The sequence below is a fragment of the Kluyvera sp. STS39-E genome, assembly GCF_040932435.1.
Classification (GTDB): Bacteria; Pseudomonadota; Gammaproteobacteria; order Enterobacterales; family Enterobacteriaceae; genus Kluyvera.
Genome location: NZ_JBFQGA010000004.1, coordinates 401,806 through 420,484, shown reverse-complemented (window position 1 = coordinate 420,484; position 18,679 = coordinate 401,806). Strand labels below are relative to the sequence as shown.

The window sequence follows — 18,679 nt, the reverse complement described above, 5'->3', positions numbered from 1 at the left end:
CTCCTAAGCAGTAATTTGGGCCGCATCTCGTGGATTAGCAGATTGTTTTTTCTTCAATGAACTTGTTAACCAGAGCTAATAACTCGTCCGTTGTTGGTTGAGCAAGAGCTTGCTCTGCTAATACCTTCGCATCTTCGAAGTTCGTGTTACGGATAATCTTCTTAATGCGCGGGATAGAAATGGAGCTCATAGAGAATTCGTCCAGACCCATCCCCAGCAACAGAAGTGTAGCACGTTCGTCGCCTGCAAGCTCACCACACATGCCGGTCCATTTTCCTTCAGCATGAGAAGCATCAATAACTTGCTTAATCAGCGTCAGAACGGATGGCGACATAGGTTGGTAAAGATGCGAGATCATATCATTACCACGGTCAACTGCCAGAGTATACTGCGTTAAATCATTGGTGCCGATACTAAAGAAATCAACTTCTTTGGCTAAATGACGAGCAATTGTCGCCGCAGCCGGTGTTTCCACCATCACGCCAACTTCGATTGTTTCGTCAAATGCTTTACCTTCGTCACGCAGTTCCTGTTTGTAGATCTCAATCTCTTTCTTCAGTGCACGCACTTCTTCAACGGAGATGATCATTGGGAACATAATGCGCAGTTTACCGAAAGCAGAGGCACGCAGGATTGCGCGCACCTGGTCACGCAGGATCTCTTTACGATCCATTGCGATACGCACGGCACGCCAGCCCAGGAACGGGTTCTCTTCTTTCGGGAAGTTCATGTACGGCAGCTCTTTGTCGCCACCGATGTCCATGGTACGGACGATAACCGCTTGCGAGCCACAGGCTTCAGCAACGGCTTTATAAGCAGCAAACTGTTCTTCTTCAGTTGGCAGCGCATCGCGGTCCATGAACAGGAATTCAGTACGGTACAGACCAACGCCTTCCGCACCGTTACGCTCAGCACCGTCGATATCACGCACGGTACCGATGTTCGCACAAACTTCAACCTGGTGGCCATCAAGGGTGATTGCCGGCAGATCTTTCAGTTTCGCCAGTTCAGCTTTCTCAGAGGCAACCTGCTCTTGTACGGCACGCAGCTCTTCGATTTGTTCGTTGTTTGGGTTGACGTAAACCAGATTGTTTACGGCATCCAGAATCAGATAGTCGCCATTTTTCACCTGAGTGGTGACGCTACCGGTACCCACGATCGCTGGCAGTTCAAGAGAACGGGCCATGATGGATGTGTGGGAAGTACGGCCACCGACGTCAGTGATAAAGCCCAGCACCTTCTTCAGGTTCAGCTGTGCGGTTTCAGACGGCGTCAGGTCAGCGGCAACCAGGATAACTTCGTCCTGAATCGCGCTCAGGTCAATAATCGCCAGACCCAGGATGTTGCGCAGCAGGCGCTTACCGATGTCACGTACGTCAGCCGCACGCTCTTTCAGGTATTCATCATCCAGTTCTTCTAGGGCAGTCGCCTGACCTTCGATAATTTCATGTGCAGCTGCGTCAGCCGTCATGTGCTTATCTTTAATCAGGGCTATGATTTCCTGCTCCAGCTCCTCATCTTCAAGCAGCATGATGTGCCCTTCGAAGATGGCTTCTTTTTCTTCACCAAAAGTTTCGCCAGCTTTGGTCTTGATAGTTTCCAGCTGCGCGGACGCTTTAGAACGACCGCTCAGAAAACGTTCAATTTCCTGCTCAACCTTATCGGCAGAAATTTTCTTCCGGTCGATAACAATCTCATCTTCTTTCAGCAGCAGTGCTTTGCCGAAAGCGATACCCGGGGATGCTAAAATGCCTGAAATCATAACCCTACCTTACTTGTGACTGATATTGAAAAGAACTCTTTGAACTTACTCGAGTTCAGCCATCAGTTTAACCAGATGTTCAACTGCCTTCTGCTCATCTTCACCTTCTGCGGACAGGGTGACAACGGTACCCTGAGTCAGACCCAGAGTTTGCAGTTTGAACAGGCTTTTTGCGCTCGCGCTTTTGCCGTTGGAAGTCACAGTGATCTCTGAAGTGAAGCCTTTAGCTTCTTTAACAAACTGAGCAGCAGGGCGGGTATGCAGACCGTTCGGAGCGGTAATGGTAACTTCTTGCTGGAACATTGTATTTCCCCAACTTATAGGTTTAGTGTTGTGGAACTAAAGTCTAGCCTGGTGGCTACACTTTAGCCTGTATTACTCATCAAGCGACGCCCACTAATCAGCACTACCATCGAGACAAACACCCGACGCAGACGCTTCTGGCCTTTGACGTTTCGCTTATCATTAAACATTATGCCGTGAAAGCAAGATTTGAACCAAATCATAAAATCGATTCAGCACAGGAAAAGCTGTAATGAATAATTTCGCGGCTCAAAATAAATATGATGGTTAAATACCAGACCTACGGAGGTGAATCAATGCTAGGGGGGGTAAAAGTTTGATGTATGCCACAAAAAAGCACCCGAAAGGGTGCTTTTTCACACGATTTTAACGTGCTGGCATTACTGTTGCAGTTCCTTCTCAGTGAAGAGATCCGCGAACAATGCTGTGCTCAAATAGCGCTCACCCGAAGAAGGTAGGATAACCACAATATTCTTATTGGTAAAGGATTCATCTTCCTGAAGTTTTAACGCTGCAGCAACAGCCGCACCAGATGAAATGCCCGCTAAGATACCTTCTTCTTCCATCAGACGGCGCGCCGTGGAGATGGCTTCTTCGTTGGTGATGGCGACCACTTTATCAATCAGCTTCAGATCGAGGTTACCTGGGATGAAACCTGCGCCGATTCCCTGAATCTTATGTGGGCCTGGCTTTATCTCTTCGCCTGCCAGCGCTTGGGCAATAACCGGGGAATCGGTTGGCTCAACGGCGACGGAAATCAGATCCGTTTTACCTTTTGTGCCTTTAATATAGCGCGTAACGCCGGTCAGTGTACCACCGGTGCCGACACCAGCGATAAATACATCAACCTGACCGTCTGTATCTTCCCAGATTTCTGGGCCTGTGGTTTTTTCGTGGATTTCCGGGTTCGCCGGATTGCTGAACTGCTGCAGCAACAGGAATTTTTCTGGATTGCTGGCGACAATCTCTTCCGCTTTTTGAATGGCACCTTTCATGCCTTTCGCGCCTTCGGTCAACACCAGATTCGCGCCCAGCGCTTTCAGCAGCTTGCGGCGTTCGATGCTCATGGTTTCCGGCATGGTCAGCGTCAGTTTGTAACCGCGAGCGGCGGCAACGTAGGCCAGAGCGATACCGGTATTGCCGCTGGTTGGCTCAACCAATTCAACGCCAGGTTTCAGTACGCCACGTTTTTCGGCATCCCAAATCATATTGGCACCGATACGGCATTTGACGCTGAAGCTTGGGTTACGTGATTCAACCTTCGCCAGGATGCGCCCGTTACCGATGCGGTTCAGTCGTACCAGCGGCGTATGACCGATAGTCAGGGAGTTATCTTCAAAAATCTTACTCATGGCCTGTCCTTAACTGTATGAAATTTGGGGTACTGGACCAGCATACCTGCTTAAAGATTCTGCGGAAGTAAGGATTTCGCATATCTATATACTGAAGGGAAATAATGGTGAGCTGGATGGAATAAGGCAGGGCATAAGCCACTGCCTTGTTTAGAGGTTACTTCCACATGCCATGCTTATCGCGATAGCAATCCACCCACATCGCCGTCGCGCCGCAGATAGCCACCGGAATGATCACCAGATTAAGTACCGGGATCAGAGTGAACAGGCTTGCCAACGCACCAAACTGCATATTGGTGACCTTGCGGGTGCGCAGCGCTTCGCGCATGGTTTTGAATGGCACCTTATGGTTATCGAACGGATAGTCACAGTACTGAATTGCCAGCATCCACGCGCTGAATAAGAACCACAATACCGGTGCCACTGTTTGACCGATGCCCGGTATAAAGTACAGCAGCAGGAGGACTACGGCGCGGGGAAGATACCAAGCAAGCTTTTGCCACTCGCGCTTCATGATGCGCGGCAGGTCTTTCAGGATGCCCGTAATGCCGGTATCAGGCGGCATCGCGCCGGTTAAACGTGCCTCGAGTTGTTCGGCCAGCAAACCGTTAAACGGTGCGGCAATCCAGTTGGCGAGGGTGGAAAAGAAGTAACCGAAGACCAGTAAAATGGATAGAACGACGACTGGCCAGAGTAGGTAGCTCAGCCACTGCAGCCAGTCGGGGACGCGGCTCATTAATGAAGGGATCCAGCTTCCTAGTTTACTGAACAGCCACCAGAAGGCGCCGCCCATCAGAACAATATTGACCAACAGCGGTAAAATGACGAAACGGCGGATGCCCGGCAAGCCGATCAGTTTCCAGCCCTGAGAGAAATAATAGAGGCCGCTTCGTGCGGCAGGGGTGGGCGTTGAAACCATGGTCAGGTGGTGCTCCTTTATGTGACTGCATTAAAAACATCGCTATATTTTATCGGCTTGTTCGACAATGGCTAGTTAGGAAATGTTCGAAAAAACAGCAAAAAGCACGATTTAATTCATCTTTATGCGGTGAAAGCCTCAAGTGCACTTGCACTTGACGTGATGGGCAAATACTCTTAGTAAGTAAATGTTTGCCGTGGTGGCAAGGTGTTAGAACAACAGAGAATATAATGATGCAGGATTTGCGTCTGATATTAATCATTGTTGGCGCGATCGCCATACTCGCTTTACTGGTTCATGGTTTTTGGACGAGCCGTAAAGAACGTTCTTCGATGTTTCGCGATCGCCCAATAAAACGTATGAAGTCTCGTAATGCCGACGATGAGTCGGAAGATGACTTTGATGACAATGTTGAAGGCGTGGGTGAAGTTCGTGTCCACAAGGTCAATCACGCCCCTGGGGTTGCTGGGGAGCAGGACGCGCCTCGTTCGCCTCAACACCAGTACCAGCCGCCTTACGAGCGTCAGGCGCCCCAGCCTGTGCGTCCGCAAGAACCGCAGGTACAGCCGCCGGTACAACAGCCGCATCATCCGGTGCAGCAGCCGGTACAGCATGCGCCAGTTCCACCTCAGCCGCCGATACAGCAGCCTGTACGTCAGCCGGTGGTTGAGTCGCAGCCTGTGCAGCACACGCCAGTGCCTCCTCAGCCCGTTGCTCCGGTAGAAAAGCCGGTGGTGCAGTCAGCACCGCAGCCAGCGCCTACGCCGGTTGAAGCGCCAGCGCCAGAACCGGTGCCGCCTGTGAAAGAGCGTAAAGAGACGGTTATCGTGATGAACGTCTCCGCGCACCAGGGCTCGCACATTAATGGCGAGGTACTGCTAAACAGCATTCAACAGGCTGGTTTCAAATTCGGCGACATGAATATTTTCCATCGTCATCTCAGTCCGGACGGCAGCGGCCCTGCGCTATTTAGCCTGGCCAATATGCTGAAGCCTGGGACCTTTGATCCGGAAAACATGAGCGAGATGCAAACGCCAGGCGTGACCATCTTCATGCAGGTTCCGGCCTATGGTGACGAACTGCAAAACTTCAAGCTGATGCTGCAATCTGCGCAGTATATTGCCGATGAAGTGGGCGGCGTGGTGCTTGACGATCAGCGCCGTATGATGACCCCGCAAAAGATGCGTGAATATCAGGATCGTATCCGCGAAGTTATCGACGCCAACGCCTGATAGGTCCGCGTTATTCCAATCTTTCCTGAACCCCCGCCTGTCGGGGGTTTTTTATCATTGATGGTGTGATATGCAACCAATAGAACAACAACTGAATGAACTGCGAGCGACGCTTCGCCATCATGAATATCTGTACCACGTTTTAGATACGCCAGAGCTGCCCGACGCTGAATACGACCGCCTGATGCGCGAACTGCGCGAACTGGAAGCGCAGCATCCTGAGCTTGTCACCTCCGACTCGCCTACGCAGCGCGTTGGCGCACAGCCGCTGGCGGCGTTCAGCCAGATCCGTCATGAAGTGCCCATGCTGTCGCTGGATAACGTGTTTGATGAAGAGAGCTTCCTCGCTTTCAATAAACGCGTCCAAGACCGTCTGAAAAGCACCGATAAACTGACCTGGTGCTGCGAGCTGAAGTTAGATGGCCTGGCGGTCAGCATTTTGTACGAGAACGGCGTGCTGGTGAGCGCGGCGACGCGCGGCGACGGGACGACCGGTGAAGATATTACCTCCAACGTGCGCACCATTCGCGCCATTCCGCTGAAGCTACGCGGTGACAATATTCCAGCGCGTTTAGAAGTGCGTGGCGAAGTCTTTATGCCGCAGCCGGGGTTTGAAAAGCTCAACGAAGAGGCCCGTCGCACTGGCAACAAAGTGTTTGCTAACCCACGTAATGCCGCCGCCGGTTCGCTGCGTCAGCTTGACCCGCGTATTACCGCGAAGCGACCGCTTACTTTCTTCTGCTACGGCGTAGGCGTTCTGGAAGGCGGCGAGCTGCCGGATACGCATCTGGGGCGTTTGCTGCAATTTAAAGAGTGGGGCTTGCCGGTTAGCGACCGCGTGAAGCTGTGTGATTCGCCGGAGGAAGTACTCGCTTACTATCATCAAGTTGAAGCTGACCGACCAACGCTGGGTTTTGATATTGACGGTGTGGTCATTAAGGTCAATTCGCTGGATTTACAAGAACAGCTCGGCTTCGTGGCGCGTGCGCCGCGCTGGGCGGTGGCGTTTAAATTCCCGGCTCAAGAGCAAATGACCTTTGTTCGCGACGTGGAATTTCAGGTTGGACGTACCGGAGCAATTACGCCGGTAGCGCGTCTTGAGCCGGTTCAGGTTGCGGGTGTGCTGGTCAGCAATGCGACGCTGCACAACGCCGATGAAATCGAACGTCTGGGCCTGCGTATTGGCGACAAAGTGGTGATCCGACGCGCGGGCGATGTGATCCCGCAGGTGGTTAACGTGGTGCTGTCAGAGCGCCCGGATGATACGCAGGAGGTTGTGTTCCCAACGCATTGTCCGGTATGTAATTCAGATGTCGAGCGCGTCGAAGGCGAAGCCGTAGCGCGTTGCACCGGCGGGTTAATTTGCGGTGCGCAGCGCAAAGAAGCGCTCAAACACTTTGTTTCTCGCCGTGCGCTCGACGTTGACGGCATGGGCGATAAAATCATCGACCAGCTGGTTGAGAAAGAGTACGTCCATACGCCAGCGGATCTGTTTACCCTGACGGCGGGCAAACTCACCGGTCTTGATCGTATGGGACCAAAATCGGCACAGAACGTGGTGAATGCGCTGGAAAAAGCCAAAAATACCACCTTTGCCCGCTTCCTCTACGCTTTAGGCATTCGCGAGGTCGGTGAGGCTACTGCTGCGGGGTTGGCTGCCTACTTTGGTTCACTGGAAGCGCTGGAAGCGGCGTCTATTGATGAACTGCAAAAAGTGCCTGACGTTGGCGTAGTCGTGGCAAACCATGTGTTTAACTTCTTTGCCGAAGAGAGTAATCGTGAAGTCATTCAGCAATTGCTCAAAGAGGGGCTGAACTGGCCTGCGCCGGTGGTAATCAACGCCGAAGAGATCGACAGCCCATTCGCTGGGAAAACCGTGGTTCTCACCGGCAGTCTGAGCCAGATGTCCCGTGACGATGCGAAAGCGCGGCTGGTTGAATTGGGGGCGAAAGTGGCCGGCAGCGTGTCGAAGAAAACGGACCTCGTGATTGCCGGTGAAGCGGCGGGTTCCAAGCTTGTGAAAGCGCAGGAACTGGGTATTGAGGTGATCGATGAAGCCGAAATGCTGCGCCTGTTAGGAGTTTAAGGTGGATAAAGAGCAGCTCATTGAGATAGCGAACACCGAAATGCCGTTTGGCAAATATAAAGGGCGGCGTCTGATTGATGTGCCTGAAGAGTATTTGCTGTGGTTTGCCCGTAAGGATGAGTTTCCCGCCGGGCATCTTGGCGAACTGATGCAACTGACGCTGCTGATTAAAACCGAAGGGCTGAGCCAACTGGTTCAGCCCCTGAAGCGCTAGTTTCCTACGCGGGCCTGTTCCTGGGCCTGCAGTTTTTCCGCCTGCGCTTTGTAGCGACGCGCCAGTACCGCGCAGGTCATCAACTGGATCTGATGGAAGATCATCAGCGGCAGTACCATCATCCCCAGTACTGACGTTGGGAAGAGAATGTTAGCCATGGGAATACCATTGGCCAGACTCTTTTTTGACCCGCAGAAGACAATCGTAATCTCATCCGCTTTATTGAAGCCCAGCCGACGAGCCACCACGGTGTTAATGAGGATAACTAACGCCAGCAGAACGATGCTCACCACCACGATAAACAACAGTGAACCGATACCCACCTTGTGCCAGATCCCGTTAACCACCGCTTCGCTGAAGGCTGAGTAAACCACCAGTAAAATGGAGGTTTGGTCAGTTTTGGCGATCCATTTTTTATGTTTCGCCACAAACGCCGCTGTCCACGGACGGGAAAGATGGCCGAGCACAAACGGCAGCAGCAGTTGCAGCATGATTTTGCCTACTTGCTCCAAGCTACCGCCTGCGCCGTGGACGTTCATCACTAGGCCGACCAGCAGTGGCGATAGGAAAATCCCCAACAGACTGGAAGCCGATGCGGAACACACGGCAGCGGCAACGTTACCACCGGCAAGTGAGGTGAAAGCAATGGCAGATTGCACGGTAGCAGGCAGAATGCACAAATACAGAAAACCAGCGTACAGCTGCGGATCGACGTTAATCGGCGCCCACCAGGCAAAGAGTACACCGAGTACCGGGAAGACCACGAAGGTGCTGCACATTACCCAAAGATGTAGCCGCCAGTGACTTCCCCCGGCGATGATGGATTCACGCGACAGCTTGGCGCCGTGCATAAAGAACAGCAGCGCGATGGCGGCGGTGGTTAAGTTTTCAAAAAAGGGAACGAAATCCCCCTGTGCTGGGAAGAAGGTAGCCAGCAGGACGACGGCGATAAGGGTCAGCGTAAACGGATCCAGAATACGGAAAAGTTTCATAAAAGCTCCTGAAAATCGATGCAAACATTTTGCTTTTTTATTGTTGAGAAATAAAATTGATTTATTGCATCCATTGATGAATTAAATAGATGAATTATTCGCTACGGCAGTTAAAGGTGTTTGTCACGGTGGCGCAGGCGAAAAGCTTTAGCCGGGCGGGGGAGATTATAGGCCTTAGCCAGTCGGCGGTTAGCCACAGCGTTAAGGAACTGGAGAATCAAACGGGCGTACGTTTGCTGGATCGTACCACTCGTGAAGTGGTGTTAACCGAGGCCGGTCAGCAGCTCGCGCAGCGGCTCGAACGCCAGCTTGATGAGTTGCATAGCACGCTGCGCGAGGCGGGACGTATTGGTCAGAAAATGAGTGGAACGGTGAGGGTAGCGGCAAGCCAGACTATTTCGGCACACCTGATCCCCCAATGCATTGCCGAGAGTAACCAGCGCTATCCAGATATCCGCTTTGTACTGCACGACCGTCCTCAACAGTGGGTGCTCGAAAGTATTCGTCAAGGCGACGTGGATTTTGGCATTGTCATTGACCCTGGTGTGGTGAGTGATTTGCAGTGTGAGACCGTACTGTCGGAGCCGTTCTTTTTACTGTGCAGAAACGACCATTCGTTTGCAGAGTTATCCGACGTCGACTGGCAGGCACTACAGGGAGCGAAGCTGGTATTGCAGGACTATGCCTCCGGTAGCCGTATGCTGATTGATGCGGCACTTCGTCTCCATCAGATTGAGGCGGATATTGTGCAGGAAATCGGTCATCCGGCGACGTTGTTCCCGATGGTCACCGCAGGTATTGGCATTAGCATTATTCCGGCATTGGCGCTGCCGCTGCCGGAAGGCAGCCCGCTGGTGGTGAAGAGACTGACCCCGGGCGTCGAGCGGCAGTTGATGCTGGCGAGACGTAAAAAGCGTTCGCTTTCCACCGCCGCGCAAGCGTTGTGGGATGTGGCGCGTGAGCAGGGACAATCTCTGATGGATGACCGCCAGCAAAATCCGCTCTATCAGATGTAAATATCTACCTGATTCTCGTCGCTGGGGCGATTGATACCAGTGGCGACGGCGGCCGACGTTTCCTGCTTCTGCTGGGCTTCTTCCGCTTGTTTGTTCTGTAGCTGCGCCAGCTGGGATTCCAGCATGGCGATCTGCTGCTGGATCAGCTCTGCTTTTTTCTGTTTTTCTTCGTTGCTGCCGCTACCGTCAGCAATCTCTTTGAACTGCTGGGTCAGCTTGATGATTTGTTGCGTAATGCGCGCTATTTGCGCAGGTATGTCGTTACCGCTCGGCGTCGCACTGCTGGTCGTGGTTTGCAGCGAAGCGATGGAGGTGGTGCTGATGGTGGTCATGGTTTCTGCCTTATCAGAAGAAATATAAACACTATCGGCTGGGAGGCGGGAAGCTTGAGGGTTGCTTCCCATCAATATGCGGTCAGAAGTTGAATTTGATCGAGTAGATTATTGCATCTTGATACCAGCTTTCGCCGAGCTTATCGTCAGCGTAGCGGTACTGAATGCCAGTTGTTAGATGGGCTGTTGCATTCCACCAAACCGCCACGGCACCGTTAAGCCCCTCTTTACCGCCATTTCCGGCGGCGTAGCTGGCGTCTCTATCGAATTCGTATTCATTCCAGTTTGTTAAGGTGAATTTTTCCTGCCCTAACATAAAGCTGTAACCAGCGACCCATCCGGCAATGTAGCCGTTATCACCGGTATAGTAGGTTTGGTCGGTATAGCGTTTGGCGATAAATGGCTTAAACCAGTAGCCGTTGCCAGCAAAGTTATAGCCTAGGCCGTAGAGGAACGTATCATCATGGAAATTCACGCGGTTGGGTGAGCCATAGGTACCGTAGGCGTGCAGGTATAAATTTAGCCCCGTGTCGCCGAGGTAAATCCGGTTGGTATTTTTAAACGTAAAGCGTTGCTCACTGCCTGGTTTATCGTGACGGCCGTTATAAAAATTTTCCCAATCAAAGAAGCCGTACATCTCGCCCCAGCTAAAATTGGCGCCACCTTCAAGTTCCAGATAACCAAAATCATCTTTGTGTGTTTTATTACTGGATTTTTCAGTTGTTCTCCCTGACCAGTCGAGATAATGAAGCCCGATATCAGCAAAGCCGCTTTTAAATTCAGCATGAGACATGGTAGGGAGCAAGAGCGCAGAGGTAAGAGCAAGCGTTATTCTTTTATTTTTCATCGTTAATTTCCGTTTTTAAGAAATAATAAAACCTGCCTATTTTTATGGTGTATTTGGATTCTTTACCAATACCGTATTGGCGATAGATTAATAGTTGAAAACTATAGGTATCAATTGATATAGAGAGCCTATTGATGGTGGCAATAAAGAGTATTGGTCTGCGACAGATAAATATCGTTATAAACAGTCATTAATCTGATTATTTCACACTGTTTAAGGAACGTTATGACTACTGCTCATTTTTCAGATAATCCACTGTACTGCGTTGATATTATTCATGGCTATAAACCGGATTTTACACCTCGGGTGGCTTTTATTCTTGGATCCGGGCTGGGGGCGTTGGCTGAACAAATTGAAGATGCTGTCGCTATTTCCTATGAAAACCTTCCTGGTTTTCCCGTAAGTACCGTACACGGCCACGCTGGAGAGCTGGTGCTAGGGACGCTGGCGGGGGTGCCAGTGGCCTGTATGAAGGGGCGGGGGCATTTCTATGAAGGGCGCGGGATGAGCGTCATGACCGATGCCATTCGTACCTTCAAGCAGTTAGGCTGTGAGCTGTTATTCTGCACTAACGCGGCGGGATCACTGCGTCCGGAAGTGGGGACCGGAGAGCTGGTGGCGCTAAAAGATCATATCAATACTATGCCGAGTACGCCGATGGTTGGGCCAAACGATGAGCGTTTCGGCGAGCGCTTCTTCTCGCTGGCTAACGCTTATGACGCTGACTATCGCGCGGTGTTGCAAAGCGTCGCTAAGGAAGAGGGCTTCCCGCTGAGTGAGGGGGTGTTTGTCTCCTATCCGGGGCCAAACTTTGAAACGGCGGCTGAAATTCGCATGATGCAAATTATCGGCGGTGATGTTGTCGGTATGTCCGTGGTTCCTGAAGTGATTACCGCGCGCCACTGTGGTTTGAAGGTGGTCGCCGTTTCTGCCATTACCAATATGGCTGAAGGGCTTAGCGATGTGAAATTGTCGCATACGCAAACCTTGGCGGCGGCCGAGCTTTCCCGGCAGAACTTTATCAATCTCATCTGCGGCTTTCTGCGCAAACTCGCCTGACTTCCCTAATGATACGGCTCTCAAATCAGAGCCTATTTCACGACAAGGAAATGATAATGGATATCACATCCCGTTTAAAAATCATGTCGTTTTTACAGTATTTCATCTGGGGAAGCTGGCTGGTGACTCTTGGCTCCTACATGATCAATACGCTACATTTTACCGGTGCGGATGTTGGCATGGTTTACAGTTCTAAGGGCCTCGCCGCGATTATTATGCCCGGAATTATGGGGATTATTGCCGATAAGTGGCTGCGCGCAGAACGAGCCTATTTGCTTTGCCATCTGGTCTGTGCGGTCGTGCTGTTTTATGCCGCCTCAGTTACCGATTCAAGCACCATGTTTTGGGTGATGCTGATTAACGCGATGGCATTTATGCCGACGATTGCGCTGTCGAATAGCGTGTCGTATTCCTGCCTAGCACAGGCGGGACGCGATCCGGTCACCAGTTTTCCACCCATTCGCGTGTACGGTACGCTGGGCTTTATTGCCGCTATGTGGGCGGTGAGTCTGCTGCATCTTGAATTAAGTAGCGTCCAACTCTATATCGCTTCGGGCGCCTCAGTGCTGTTAGCACTGTATGCTTTAACCCTGCCTAAAATCCCGGTCGCCGAGAAGAAAGTGGCAACCACCCTTGTCAGCAAGCTCGGGCTGGATGCATTTGTATTGTTTAAGAATCCACGGATGGCGCTGTTCTTTTTATTTGCCATGATGCTTGGAGCGGTGCTGCAAATCACCAACGTATTCGGTAACCCGTTCCTACATGACTTTGCGCGGAATCCCGAATATGTCGATAGTTTTGTCGTGAGGTATCCTTCCATCCTGCTTTCTGTTTCTCAGATGGCGGAAGTGGGCTTTATTCTGACTATCCCGTTCTTTCTTAAACGTTTTGGGATTAAAACCGTCATGCTGATGAGCATGGTGGCTTGGACTCTGCGATTTGTCTTTTTTGCTTTTGGCGATCCGTCACCGTTTGGTTTCACTATGTTACTGATGTCGATGATTGTTTATGGTTGTGCATTCGATTTCTTCAACATTTCAGGTTCGGTATTCGTCGAACAGGAAGTGAGTGCCAACATTCGTGCCAGCGCCCAAGGGCTATTTATGACAATGGTTAATGGTGTTGGAGCATGGATTGGTTCGTTACTCAGCGGCTTGGCCGTGGATTATTTTTCGATAGATGGCGTAAAAGACTGGCAAACTATCTGGTTGGTCTTCGCGGCTTATGCACTGGCGTTAGCGGTGGTTTTTGCCATCTTCTTTAAATATAAACATGAACCGGAAAAGACGGTTTTAGCATCGGCGGCGCATTAATGATCTTATCGCTGACGGAACGTAGTCGTCAGTAGATTTACATTATAAGGAATGGCTGTGAAAGACATTGTGATGTCTTCAGAAATTGGCTTTGGTATTGGTGCTATCTTCACGTTGTGCCGTTTACCCATTTTCGACCCATATATATTGCCCGGTGTTTTATCAATAATGTTTATGTGTTTTTGTTATCTGGCGATGAAATATCTTTGCCAGTCGTTCCATGATAAGTTGATCGTCTTATTTTTATACGAGGCGTAATAGTGATGGGACGTGATCATCGTATCGATCTTAAATTATTACGCTATTTTGTTGCGGTAGCGGAAGAACTGCATTTCGGCCGCGCCGCAGCCCGCCTGAACATGTCTCAGCCTCCACTGAGTATTCATATCAAAGAGCTTGAACAGCAGCTTGGTACGTTGTTGTTTGTCCGACATTCCCGTAGCGTCGCCCTGACACATGCCGGGAAAGTACTGATGGAAGAGGCGAGACGCTTAATTGCCAGCACTAACCAGGCGCTGGCGAGGGTCGAGAAAATTGGCCGGGGCGAAGCAGGGCGTATTGAACTGGGCGTGGTAGGAACGGCCATGTGGGGGCGTATGCGACCGGTAATGCATCGATTCATAAAAGAAAACCCTAACGTTGAAGTGATGTTCCGTGAAAAGTCACCAGGTCTGCAAATGGCGCTACTGGAAAGGCGAGAGTTGGATGCAGGGATCTGGAGAATGGCGACTTTCGTGCCTGAGCATTTCACAAGCTTACGCCTACACGAAGCGGCCTTCCTTGTGGCCATGCCGGAAGAACATCCGCTAGCTGCCTGTGACCGGGTTCCTTTGGATGCGTTACGTAACGAGTACTTCGTTACGCTACCGTCAGTACATTCGGATTGGGCATTTTTGCAGATTATCTGTCAGCAAGCCGGTTTTACGCCGATGATTGTGCGTGAAGTGGTGGAGCCGCAAACGGTGCTGGCGATGATCAGTATGGGGATTGGTATTACCTTAATGGCAGATAGTTACGCGCAGATGAACTGGCCTGGCGTGGTGTTCCGCCCGCTGGCGGTGCGGATCCCGGCAGATCTCTATATTGTCTATGAACACCAGCAGGCTACGCCCGCGCTGATAAAGCTCGTGGAAACGCTCATTCAATAACAAACGGGAAATCTGATGCAGAAAAGGGTTTAGGAGAAGGGTGCTAGGAGAAAGATATCTAAACGTCAGATAGCAAAAAAAGCGCCTGAAGGCGCTTTTTTCTAAATTTGGTGGGGCGTGCAGGATTCGAACCTGCGACCAATTGATTAAAAGTCAACTGCTCTACCAACTGAGCTAACGCCCCGAAGTGGTGGGTGATGACGGGATCGAACCGCCGACCCCCTCCTTGTAAGGGAGGTGCTCTCCCAGCTGAGCTAATCACCCACTTCGGTACTTCACATTTTTGCAAGAAATCCAGCTGGCGAGAAAGTGGTGGGTGATGACGGGATCGAACCGCCGACCCCCTCCTTGTAAGGGAGGTGCTCTCCCAGCTGAGCTAATCACCCACTTCTCAATTTCTTACTCTACACGGCGGAGACTACATAAAGTAGTTGGTGGGTGATGACGGGATCGAACCGCCGACCCCCTCCTTGTAAGGGAGGTGCTCTCCCAGCTGAGCTAATCACCCCCGCTGTGTGGAGTCGCATTATAGGGAGAGTTGAAAATGAGTCAACGCATTTTCTAAAGAAATTGTTCGTTCGTCGTAAAATTAAACAAAGCGACCGCAAAACATCCTATGATGTATGAATTCTAAGCAAAATCAGCAAAGCATGCGCTGGCGGTGGGAACAACCGAGTGGGAGTGATAGAATATTGCCCACTTGTATTTCCAGGATTTGCCGGTTGTCGGCATGTTTATAAACGTAAGGCCATTTCATGAAAATCAAAACTCGCTTCGCGCCTAGCCCGACTGGCTATCTGCACGTCGGCGGTGCTCGTACTGCTCTTTATTCCTGGCTTTTTGCACGTAACCACGACGGTGAGTTTGTGCTGCGTATTGAAGACACCGATCTCGAGCGCTCAACGCCGGAAGCCATTGAAGCCATCATGGATGGCATGAACTGGCTGAACCTGGAGTGGGATGAAGGCCCGTATTATCAGACCAAGCGTTTTGATCGTTACAATGCGGTCATTGATGAAATGCTGGAAGCGGGCACTGCATATAAATGCTACTGCTCCAAAGAGCGTCTAGAAGCCCTGCGTGAAGAGCAAATGGCGAAGGGTGAAAAACCACGTTATGACGGTCGTTGCCGTCACGGTCACGAGCATCATGCGGATAATGAACCGTGCGTGGTGCGTTTTGCTAACCCGCAGGACGGCTCCGTTATTTTTGACGACCAGATCCGTGGGCCAATTGAATTCAGCAACCAAGAGCTGGATGACCTGATCATTCGTCGTACCGACGGTTCTCCAACCTACAACTTCTGTGTGGTTGTTGACGACTGGGATATGGAAATCACCCACGTTATTCGTGGCGAAGACCATATCAACAACACACCGCGTCAGATCAACATTCTGAAAGCGCTGAATGCGCCGGTGCCGGTCTATGCGCACGTTTCCATGATCAACGGTGACGACGGTAAAAAACTGTCCAAACGTCACGGTGCGGTCAGCGTGATGCAGTATCGCGATGACGGCTACCTGCCGGAAGCGCTGCTGAACTATCTGGTGCGTCTGGGTTGGTCCAGCGGCGATCAGGAGATCTTTACGCGCGAAGAGATGATCAAGTTATTCTCTCTCGGCGCGGTCAGCAAATCCGCAAGTGCGTTCAATACCGAAAAACTGCAGTGGCTGAACCATCACTACATTAACTCCCTGGCGCCAGAGTATGTGGCAACGCACCTGCAGTGGCACATTGAGCAGGAAAATATTGATACTCGCGTCGGCCCGCAGCTGTCCGAGCTGGTGACCCTGCTGGGCGAACGCTGCAAAACGCTGAAAGAGATGGCGCAGAGCTGCCGCTACTTCTACGAAGATTTTGCTGAGTTCGATGCCGATGCGGCGAAGAAACACCTGCGTCCGGTTGCTCGTCAGCCGCTAGAAGTGGTCCGCGACAAAATTGCCGCCATCAGCGAGTGGACGGCAGAAAACGTGCATCACGCGATTCAGTCGACCGCCGATGAGCTGGAAGTGGGTATGGGTAAAGTTGGAATGCCGCTGCGTGTTGCGGTTACCGGTGCCGGCCAATCACCAGGTCTCGACGTGACCGTTCATGCGATTGGCAAATCCCGCAGCATTGAGCGTATTAATAAAGCTCTGGGCTTTATCGCTGAGCGTGAAAGCCAGCAGTAATCAAAAGTTACGTTATAAAAGCGGGGAAACCCGCTTTTTTTATGCCTGTTTGTCGCTAAGGCCAAGCCGCGAGATGAATCCGACAATGCCTTCGCGTTTGAGTAGGGCGTTTAGCCGTTGTTGTTCAATAGGCAGCAGATTTTGCAGGATGTCGGCATTTTGTTGCCATAGGCGATCCGCTTCATTGGTGCTGTAGGTACGAGCGGGTTCGTCAATCTGATTAACGGTGGTGACATCAAGCACGGCTGGCGTGTTAGCAATATATTCCACAACGTCCGGCGTCATAAAAATGACGCGTGCGCGACCCCCTTTCACACCGGGTATCGGTTCAGTACGCCAACCCAATTTTTTGATCCAGCGATTCACCGTTTGCGGCGTAACGCGAAGGCGCTCAGCGAGTTCTTCTGTCGATAATTTTGCGGGGAATTTAATCATGAGCAATGCCTACCTGAACGCACCTTTGCGCTGTCGCTTCTTGTGATTTCTGACGTCTGTTCCATGACCTGCGCTTTCCTAAGTGGCGGTGCTTGAATTACTGGTTCATTTTATATCATCGTTTTATGAAAAAGCGTGATAGCCGTAGGGCGATTTTCAGACATGAACAAACAACAAGTTCCGGTTTAAAGTTTCTTTATCGTTGAGCCCAAGTCGCGTTAAGAACCCGCATATTCCTTCGCGTGACAGCAAAACCTGTAACCGTTTCTGCTCTTCCGGGGTCATATTTTGTAGAACGGAGGTAATCTGTCGCCAAACCACTTCAGATTCCTGCGCGCTATAGCTACAGGCCGGTTCATCCAGTTGATTTTCGATGGCGGTATCGCGCAGAGCGGCGATGTTGGCAAGATAATCTCGCACTTCCTGAGTGATATACATGATCCGAGCCCGACCGCCTTTAACTCCCGGGATAGGCTCTGTTTGCCAACCTTGCTCGCGGATCCAGCGATTGACGGTCTGCCGAGTTATGCTTAAACGGCAAGCCAACTCTTCAGTTGTCATTTTTGCAGGAAGTTTCTTCATCACGAAGGCTCAGCCTCGGATCTCTAAACGCTGTAACAACCCGCTGATACCTTCTCGCAATAGCAAGGAGGTTAATTGCTTCTGCTCGCTTTCCGTCATCTCGTCGACCAGTGTGAGCAGCAGCGTGTGGAAGGTGTTGTCGTGAGAGTTTGTGGCATAGGAGGCATTGGTTTCACAGACGCGCTGGGCGCTATGGATAAAGGCCATGACCTGATCGTTTACATGCACCAGACGGGCCTTACCTCCCTGAACGCCGGGACGAGGGGAGGTTGTCCAACCTTCTTTACGCACCCATTTATTGATAGTTTGTCGGCTATACCCCGTGAGCTGCGCAAGCTCCTCCGGTGTCATTCGTTCCTTGAGCATACAATTTCCTGACTCGCAGTGTGGGAATTACAGGTTCATGTTATATCATCGTTTTATAGGAAAACGTGACACACATAACTCCTGTTTGCGAGCGGGGCCGTAATCTCTCGTGTTTGCCTGCTTTTTCATCGATTAGCGTCCATTAACGTATTTTGCCGTTGACACTGCGCAAGGGAATTCATATTATGCCGCCCGTCAACACGACAGCTTTACGTTGGGGCTATAGCTCAGCTGGGAGAGCGCTTGCATGGCATGCAAGAGGTCAGCGGTTCGATCCCGCTTAGCTCCACCAAATCCTGCTCCCATCAGGTTTGGAACGTAAATGCACTCGGGGCTATAGCTCAGCTGGGAGAGCGCTTGCATGGCATGCAAGAGGTCAGCGGTTCGATCCCGCTTAGCTCCACCAAATTATGAAACCCTCGCCGTTAGGCGGGGGTTTTTTTTATGCCTGACATGACTAAAAAAACAACAGTTAGTGTTTAAAAGGCCTGTGTAGATCAGAATTTTATCTCTTACACTTGCTTCAATATATGCACGACCATAATATTCA

Annotated in this window: 18 protein-coding genes, 6 tRNA genes and 1 pseudogene; 11 read left to right on the top strand and 14 right to left on the bottom strand. The window is 51.1% G+C overall.

What is annotated here, in order from left to right; all coding sequences use genetic code 11:
* Positions 1-34: 34 nt before the first annotated feature.
* From ptsI to cysZ, 4 genes are all read right to left on the bottom strand, one after another.
* Positions 35-1,762 carry a phosphoenolpyruvate-protein phosphotransferase PtsI gene (ptsI, locus tag AB4K05_RS11315; protein WP_368480064.1) on the bottom strand — a complete coding sequence of 576 codons (1,728 nt, stop codon included), beginning with the start codon at positions 1,760-1,762 and terminating at the stop codon, positions 35-37.
* Between the two features lie 45 nt (positions 1,763-1,807).
* Entirely contained in the window at positions 1,808-2,065 is a 258-nt protein-coding gene (ptsH, locus tag AB4K05_RS11310) for a phosphocarrier protein Hpr (protein ID WP_002913505.1), read from the bottom strand.
* Positions 2,066-2,445: 380 nt separating this feature from the next.
* Positions 2,446-3,417 (bottom strand): cysteine synthase A, encoded by a 972-nt coding sequence (cysK, locus tag AB4K05_RS11305; RefSeq protein ID WP_368480063.1) that lies wholly within the window; start codon positions 3,415-3,417, stop codon positions 2,446-2,448.
* A gap of 157 nt (positions 3,418-3,574) precedes the next feature.
* Entirely contained in the window at positions 3,575-4,336 is a 762-nt protein-coding gene (cysZ, locus tag AB4K05_RS11300; RefSeq protein ID WP_368480062.1) for a sulfate transporter CysZ, read from the bottom strand.
* Positions 4,337-4,566: 230 nt separating this feature from the next.
* Between cysZ and zipA the strand changes: the two genes are divergently transcribed.
* The 3 genes from zipA (at position 4,567) to AB4K05_RS11285 (ending at position 7,868) form a co-directional block, all read left to right on the top strand.
* Positions 4,567-5,568 carry a cell division protein ZipA gene (gene zipA / locus AB4K05_RS11295; RefSeq protein WP_368480061.1) on the top strand — a complete coding sequence of 334 codons (1,002 nt, stop codon included), beginning with the start codon at positions 4,567-4,569 and terminating at the stop codon, positions 5,566-5,568.
* 70 nt (positions 5,569-5,638) lie between these two features.
* Entirely contained in the window at positions 5,639-7,654 is a 2,016-nt protein-coding gene (gene ligA / locus AB4K05_RS11290; RefSeq protein ID WP_368480060.1) for an NAD-dependent DNA ligase LigA, read from the top strand.
* A gap of 1 nt (position 7,655) precedes the next feature.
* Positions 7,656-7,868, top strand: a complete 213-nt coding sequence (locus AB4K05_RS11285; protein ID WP_052282371.1) for a DUF3820 family protein — start codon at positions 7,656-7,658, stop codon at positions 7,866-7,868.
* Here the strand turns inward: AB4K05_RS11285 and AB4K05_RS11280 are convergent.
* On the bottom strand, positions 7,865-8,860 hold the full coding sequence (locus tag AB4K05_RS11280; RefSeq protein WP_368480059.1) for a bile acid:sodium symporter family protein: 996 nt from the start codon (positions 8,858-8,860) through the stop codon (positions 7,865-7,867). The two genes, AB4K05_RS11285 and AB4K05_RS11280, sit on opposite strands and share 4 nt — an antisense overlap.
* Positions 8,861-8,949: 89 nt before the next feature.
* Here AB4K05_RS11280 and AB4K05_RS11275 point away from each other — a divergent pair, with 89 nt between their 5' ends.
* Positions 8,950-9,876, top strand: a complete 927-nt coding sequence (locus tag AB4K05_RS11275) for a LysR family transcriptional regulator (protein WP_368480058.1) — start codon at positions 8,950-8,952, stop codon at positions 9,874-9,876.
* Here the strand turns inward: AB4K05_RS11275 and AB4K05_RS11270 are convergent.
* Together AB4K05_RS11270 and AB4K05_RS11265 are read right to left on the bottom strand one after the other, a co-directional pair.
* On the bottom strand, positions 9,867-10,208 hold the full coding sequence (locus AB4K05_RS11270; protein WP_368480057.1) for a FlxA-like family protein: 342 nt from the start codon (positions 10,206-10,208) through the stop codon (positions 9,867-9,869). The two genes, AB4K05_RS11275 and AB4K05_RS11270, sit on opposite strands and share 10 nt — an antisense overlap.
* Positions 10,209-10,290: 82 nt before the next feature.
* The gene (locus tag AB4K05_RS11265) at positions 10,291-11,055 is read right to left on the bottom strand and encodes an outer membrane protein OmpK (protein ID WP_368480056.1); all 765 of its coding nucleotides are present in this window, start codon (positions 11,053-11,055) and stop codon (positions 10,291-10,293) included.
* Between the two features lie 225 nt (positions 11,056-11,280).
* Here AB4K05_RS11265 and xapA point away from each other — a divergent pair, with 225 nt between their 5' ends.
* From xapA to AB4K05_RS11245, 4 genes and pseudogenes are all read left to right on the top strand, one after another.
* A complete protein-coding gene (gene xapA / locus AB4K05_RS11260) occupies positions 11,281-12,114 on the top strand; it encodes a xanthosine phosphorylase (protein WP_368480055.1) in 834 nt (277 codons plus the stop codon).
* Positions 12,115-12,170: 56 nt separating this feature from the next.
* The gene (locus tag AB4K05_RS11255) at positions 12,171-13,427 is read left to right on the top strand and encodes a nucleoside permease (RefSeq protein WP_368480054.1); all 1,257 of its coding nucleotides are present in this window, start codon (positions 12,171-12,173) and stop codon (positions 13,425-13,427) included.
* A 57-nt stretch (positions 13,428-13,484) separates the two neighbouring features.
* Positions 13,485-13,634 (top strand): annotated as a pseudogene (locus tag AB4K05_RS11250) (XapX domain-containing protein); the annotation flags it as partial.
* Positions 13,635-13,690: 56 nt separating this feature from the next.
* Positions 13,691-14,575: a LysR family transcriptional regulator gene (locus AB4K05_RS11245; RefSeq protein ID WP_368480160.1), complete on the top strand. Its 885-nt coding sequence runs from the start codon at positions 13,691-13,693 to the stop codon at positions 14,573-14,575.
* 108 nt (positions 14,576-14,683) lie between these two features.
* On the opposite strand, the gene AB4K05_RS11240 is transcribed toward AB4K05_RS11245, so the two are convergent.
* From AB4K05_RS11240 to AB4K05_RS11225, 4 genes are all read right to left on the bottom strand, one after another.
* Positions 14,684-14,759 (bottom strand) — tRNA-Lys (locus AB4K05_RS11240).
* 4 nt (positions 14,760-14,763) lie between these two features.
* Positions 14,764-14,839 (bottom strand) — tRNA-Val (locus AB4K05_RS11235).
* Positions 14,840-14,885: 46 nt separating this feature from the next.
* Positions 14,886-14,961, bottom strand: a tRNA-Val gene (locus tag AB4K05_RS11230).
* Between the two features lie 46 nt (positions 14,962-15,007).
* Positions 15,008-15,083 (bottom strand) — tRNA-Val (locus AB4K05_RS11225).
* 247 nt (positions 15,084-15,330) lie between these two features.
* Here AB4K05_RS11225 and gltX point away from each other — a divergent pair.
* Positions 15,331-16,746 carry a glutamate--tRNA ligase gene (gltX, locus tag AB4K05_RS11220; RefSeq protein ID WP_368480053.1) on the top strand — a complete coding sequence of 472 codons (1,416 nt, stop codon included), beginning with the start codon at positions 15,331-15,333 and terminating at the stop codon, positions 16,744-16,746.
* A 39-nt stretch (positions 16,747-16,785) separates the two neighbouring features.
* Here gltX and AB4K05_RS11215 read toward each other — a convergent pair whose 3' ends face one another.
* The 3 genes from AB4K05_RS11215 to AB4K05_RS11205 form a co-directional block, all read right to left on the bottom strand.
* Positions 16,786-17,181, bottom strand: a complete 396-nt coding sequence (locus AB4K05_RS11215) for a YfeC-like transcriptional regulator (protein WP_368480052.1) — start codon at positions 17,179-17,181, stop codon at positions 16,786-16,788.
* Between the two features lie 156 nt (positions 17,182-17,337).
* Positions 17,338-17,763 carry a YfeC-like transcriptional regulator gene (locus AB4K05_RS11210; protein ID WP_368480159.1) on the bottom strand — a complete coding sequence of 142 codons (426 nt, stop codon included), beginning with the start codon at positions 17,761-17,763 and terminating at the stop codon, positions 17,338-17,340.
* Positions 17,764-17,772: 9 nt separating this feature from the next.
* Positions 17,773-18,129, bottom strand: coding sequence for a YfeC-like transcriptional regulator (locus AB4K05_RS11205; protein ID WP_368480051.1), 357 nt, complete (start codon positions 18,127-18,129; stop codon positions 17,773-17,775).
* Between the two features lie 216 nt (positions 18,130-18,345).
* On the opposite strand from AB4K05_RS11205, the gene AB4K05_RS11200 reads away from it, so the two are divergent.
* Positions 18,346-18,421 (top strand) — tRNA-Ala (locus AB4K05_RS11200).
* A 38-nt stretch (positions 18,422-18,459) separates the two neighbouring features.
* Positions 18,460-18,535 (top strand) — tRNA-Ala (locus AB4K05_RS11195).
* The last annotated feature ends 144 nt before the right edge of the window (positions 18,536-18,679 follow it).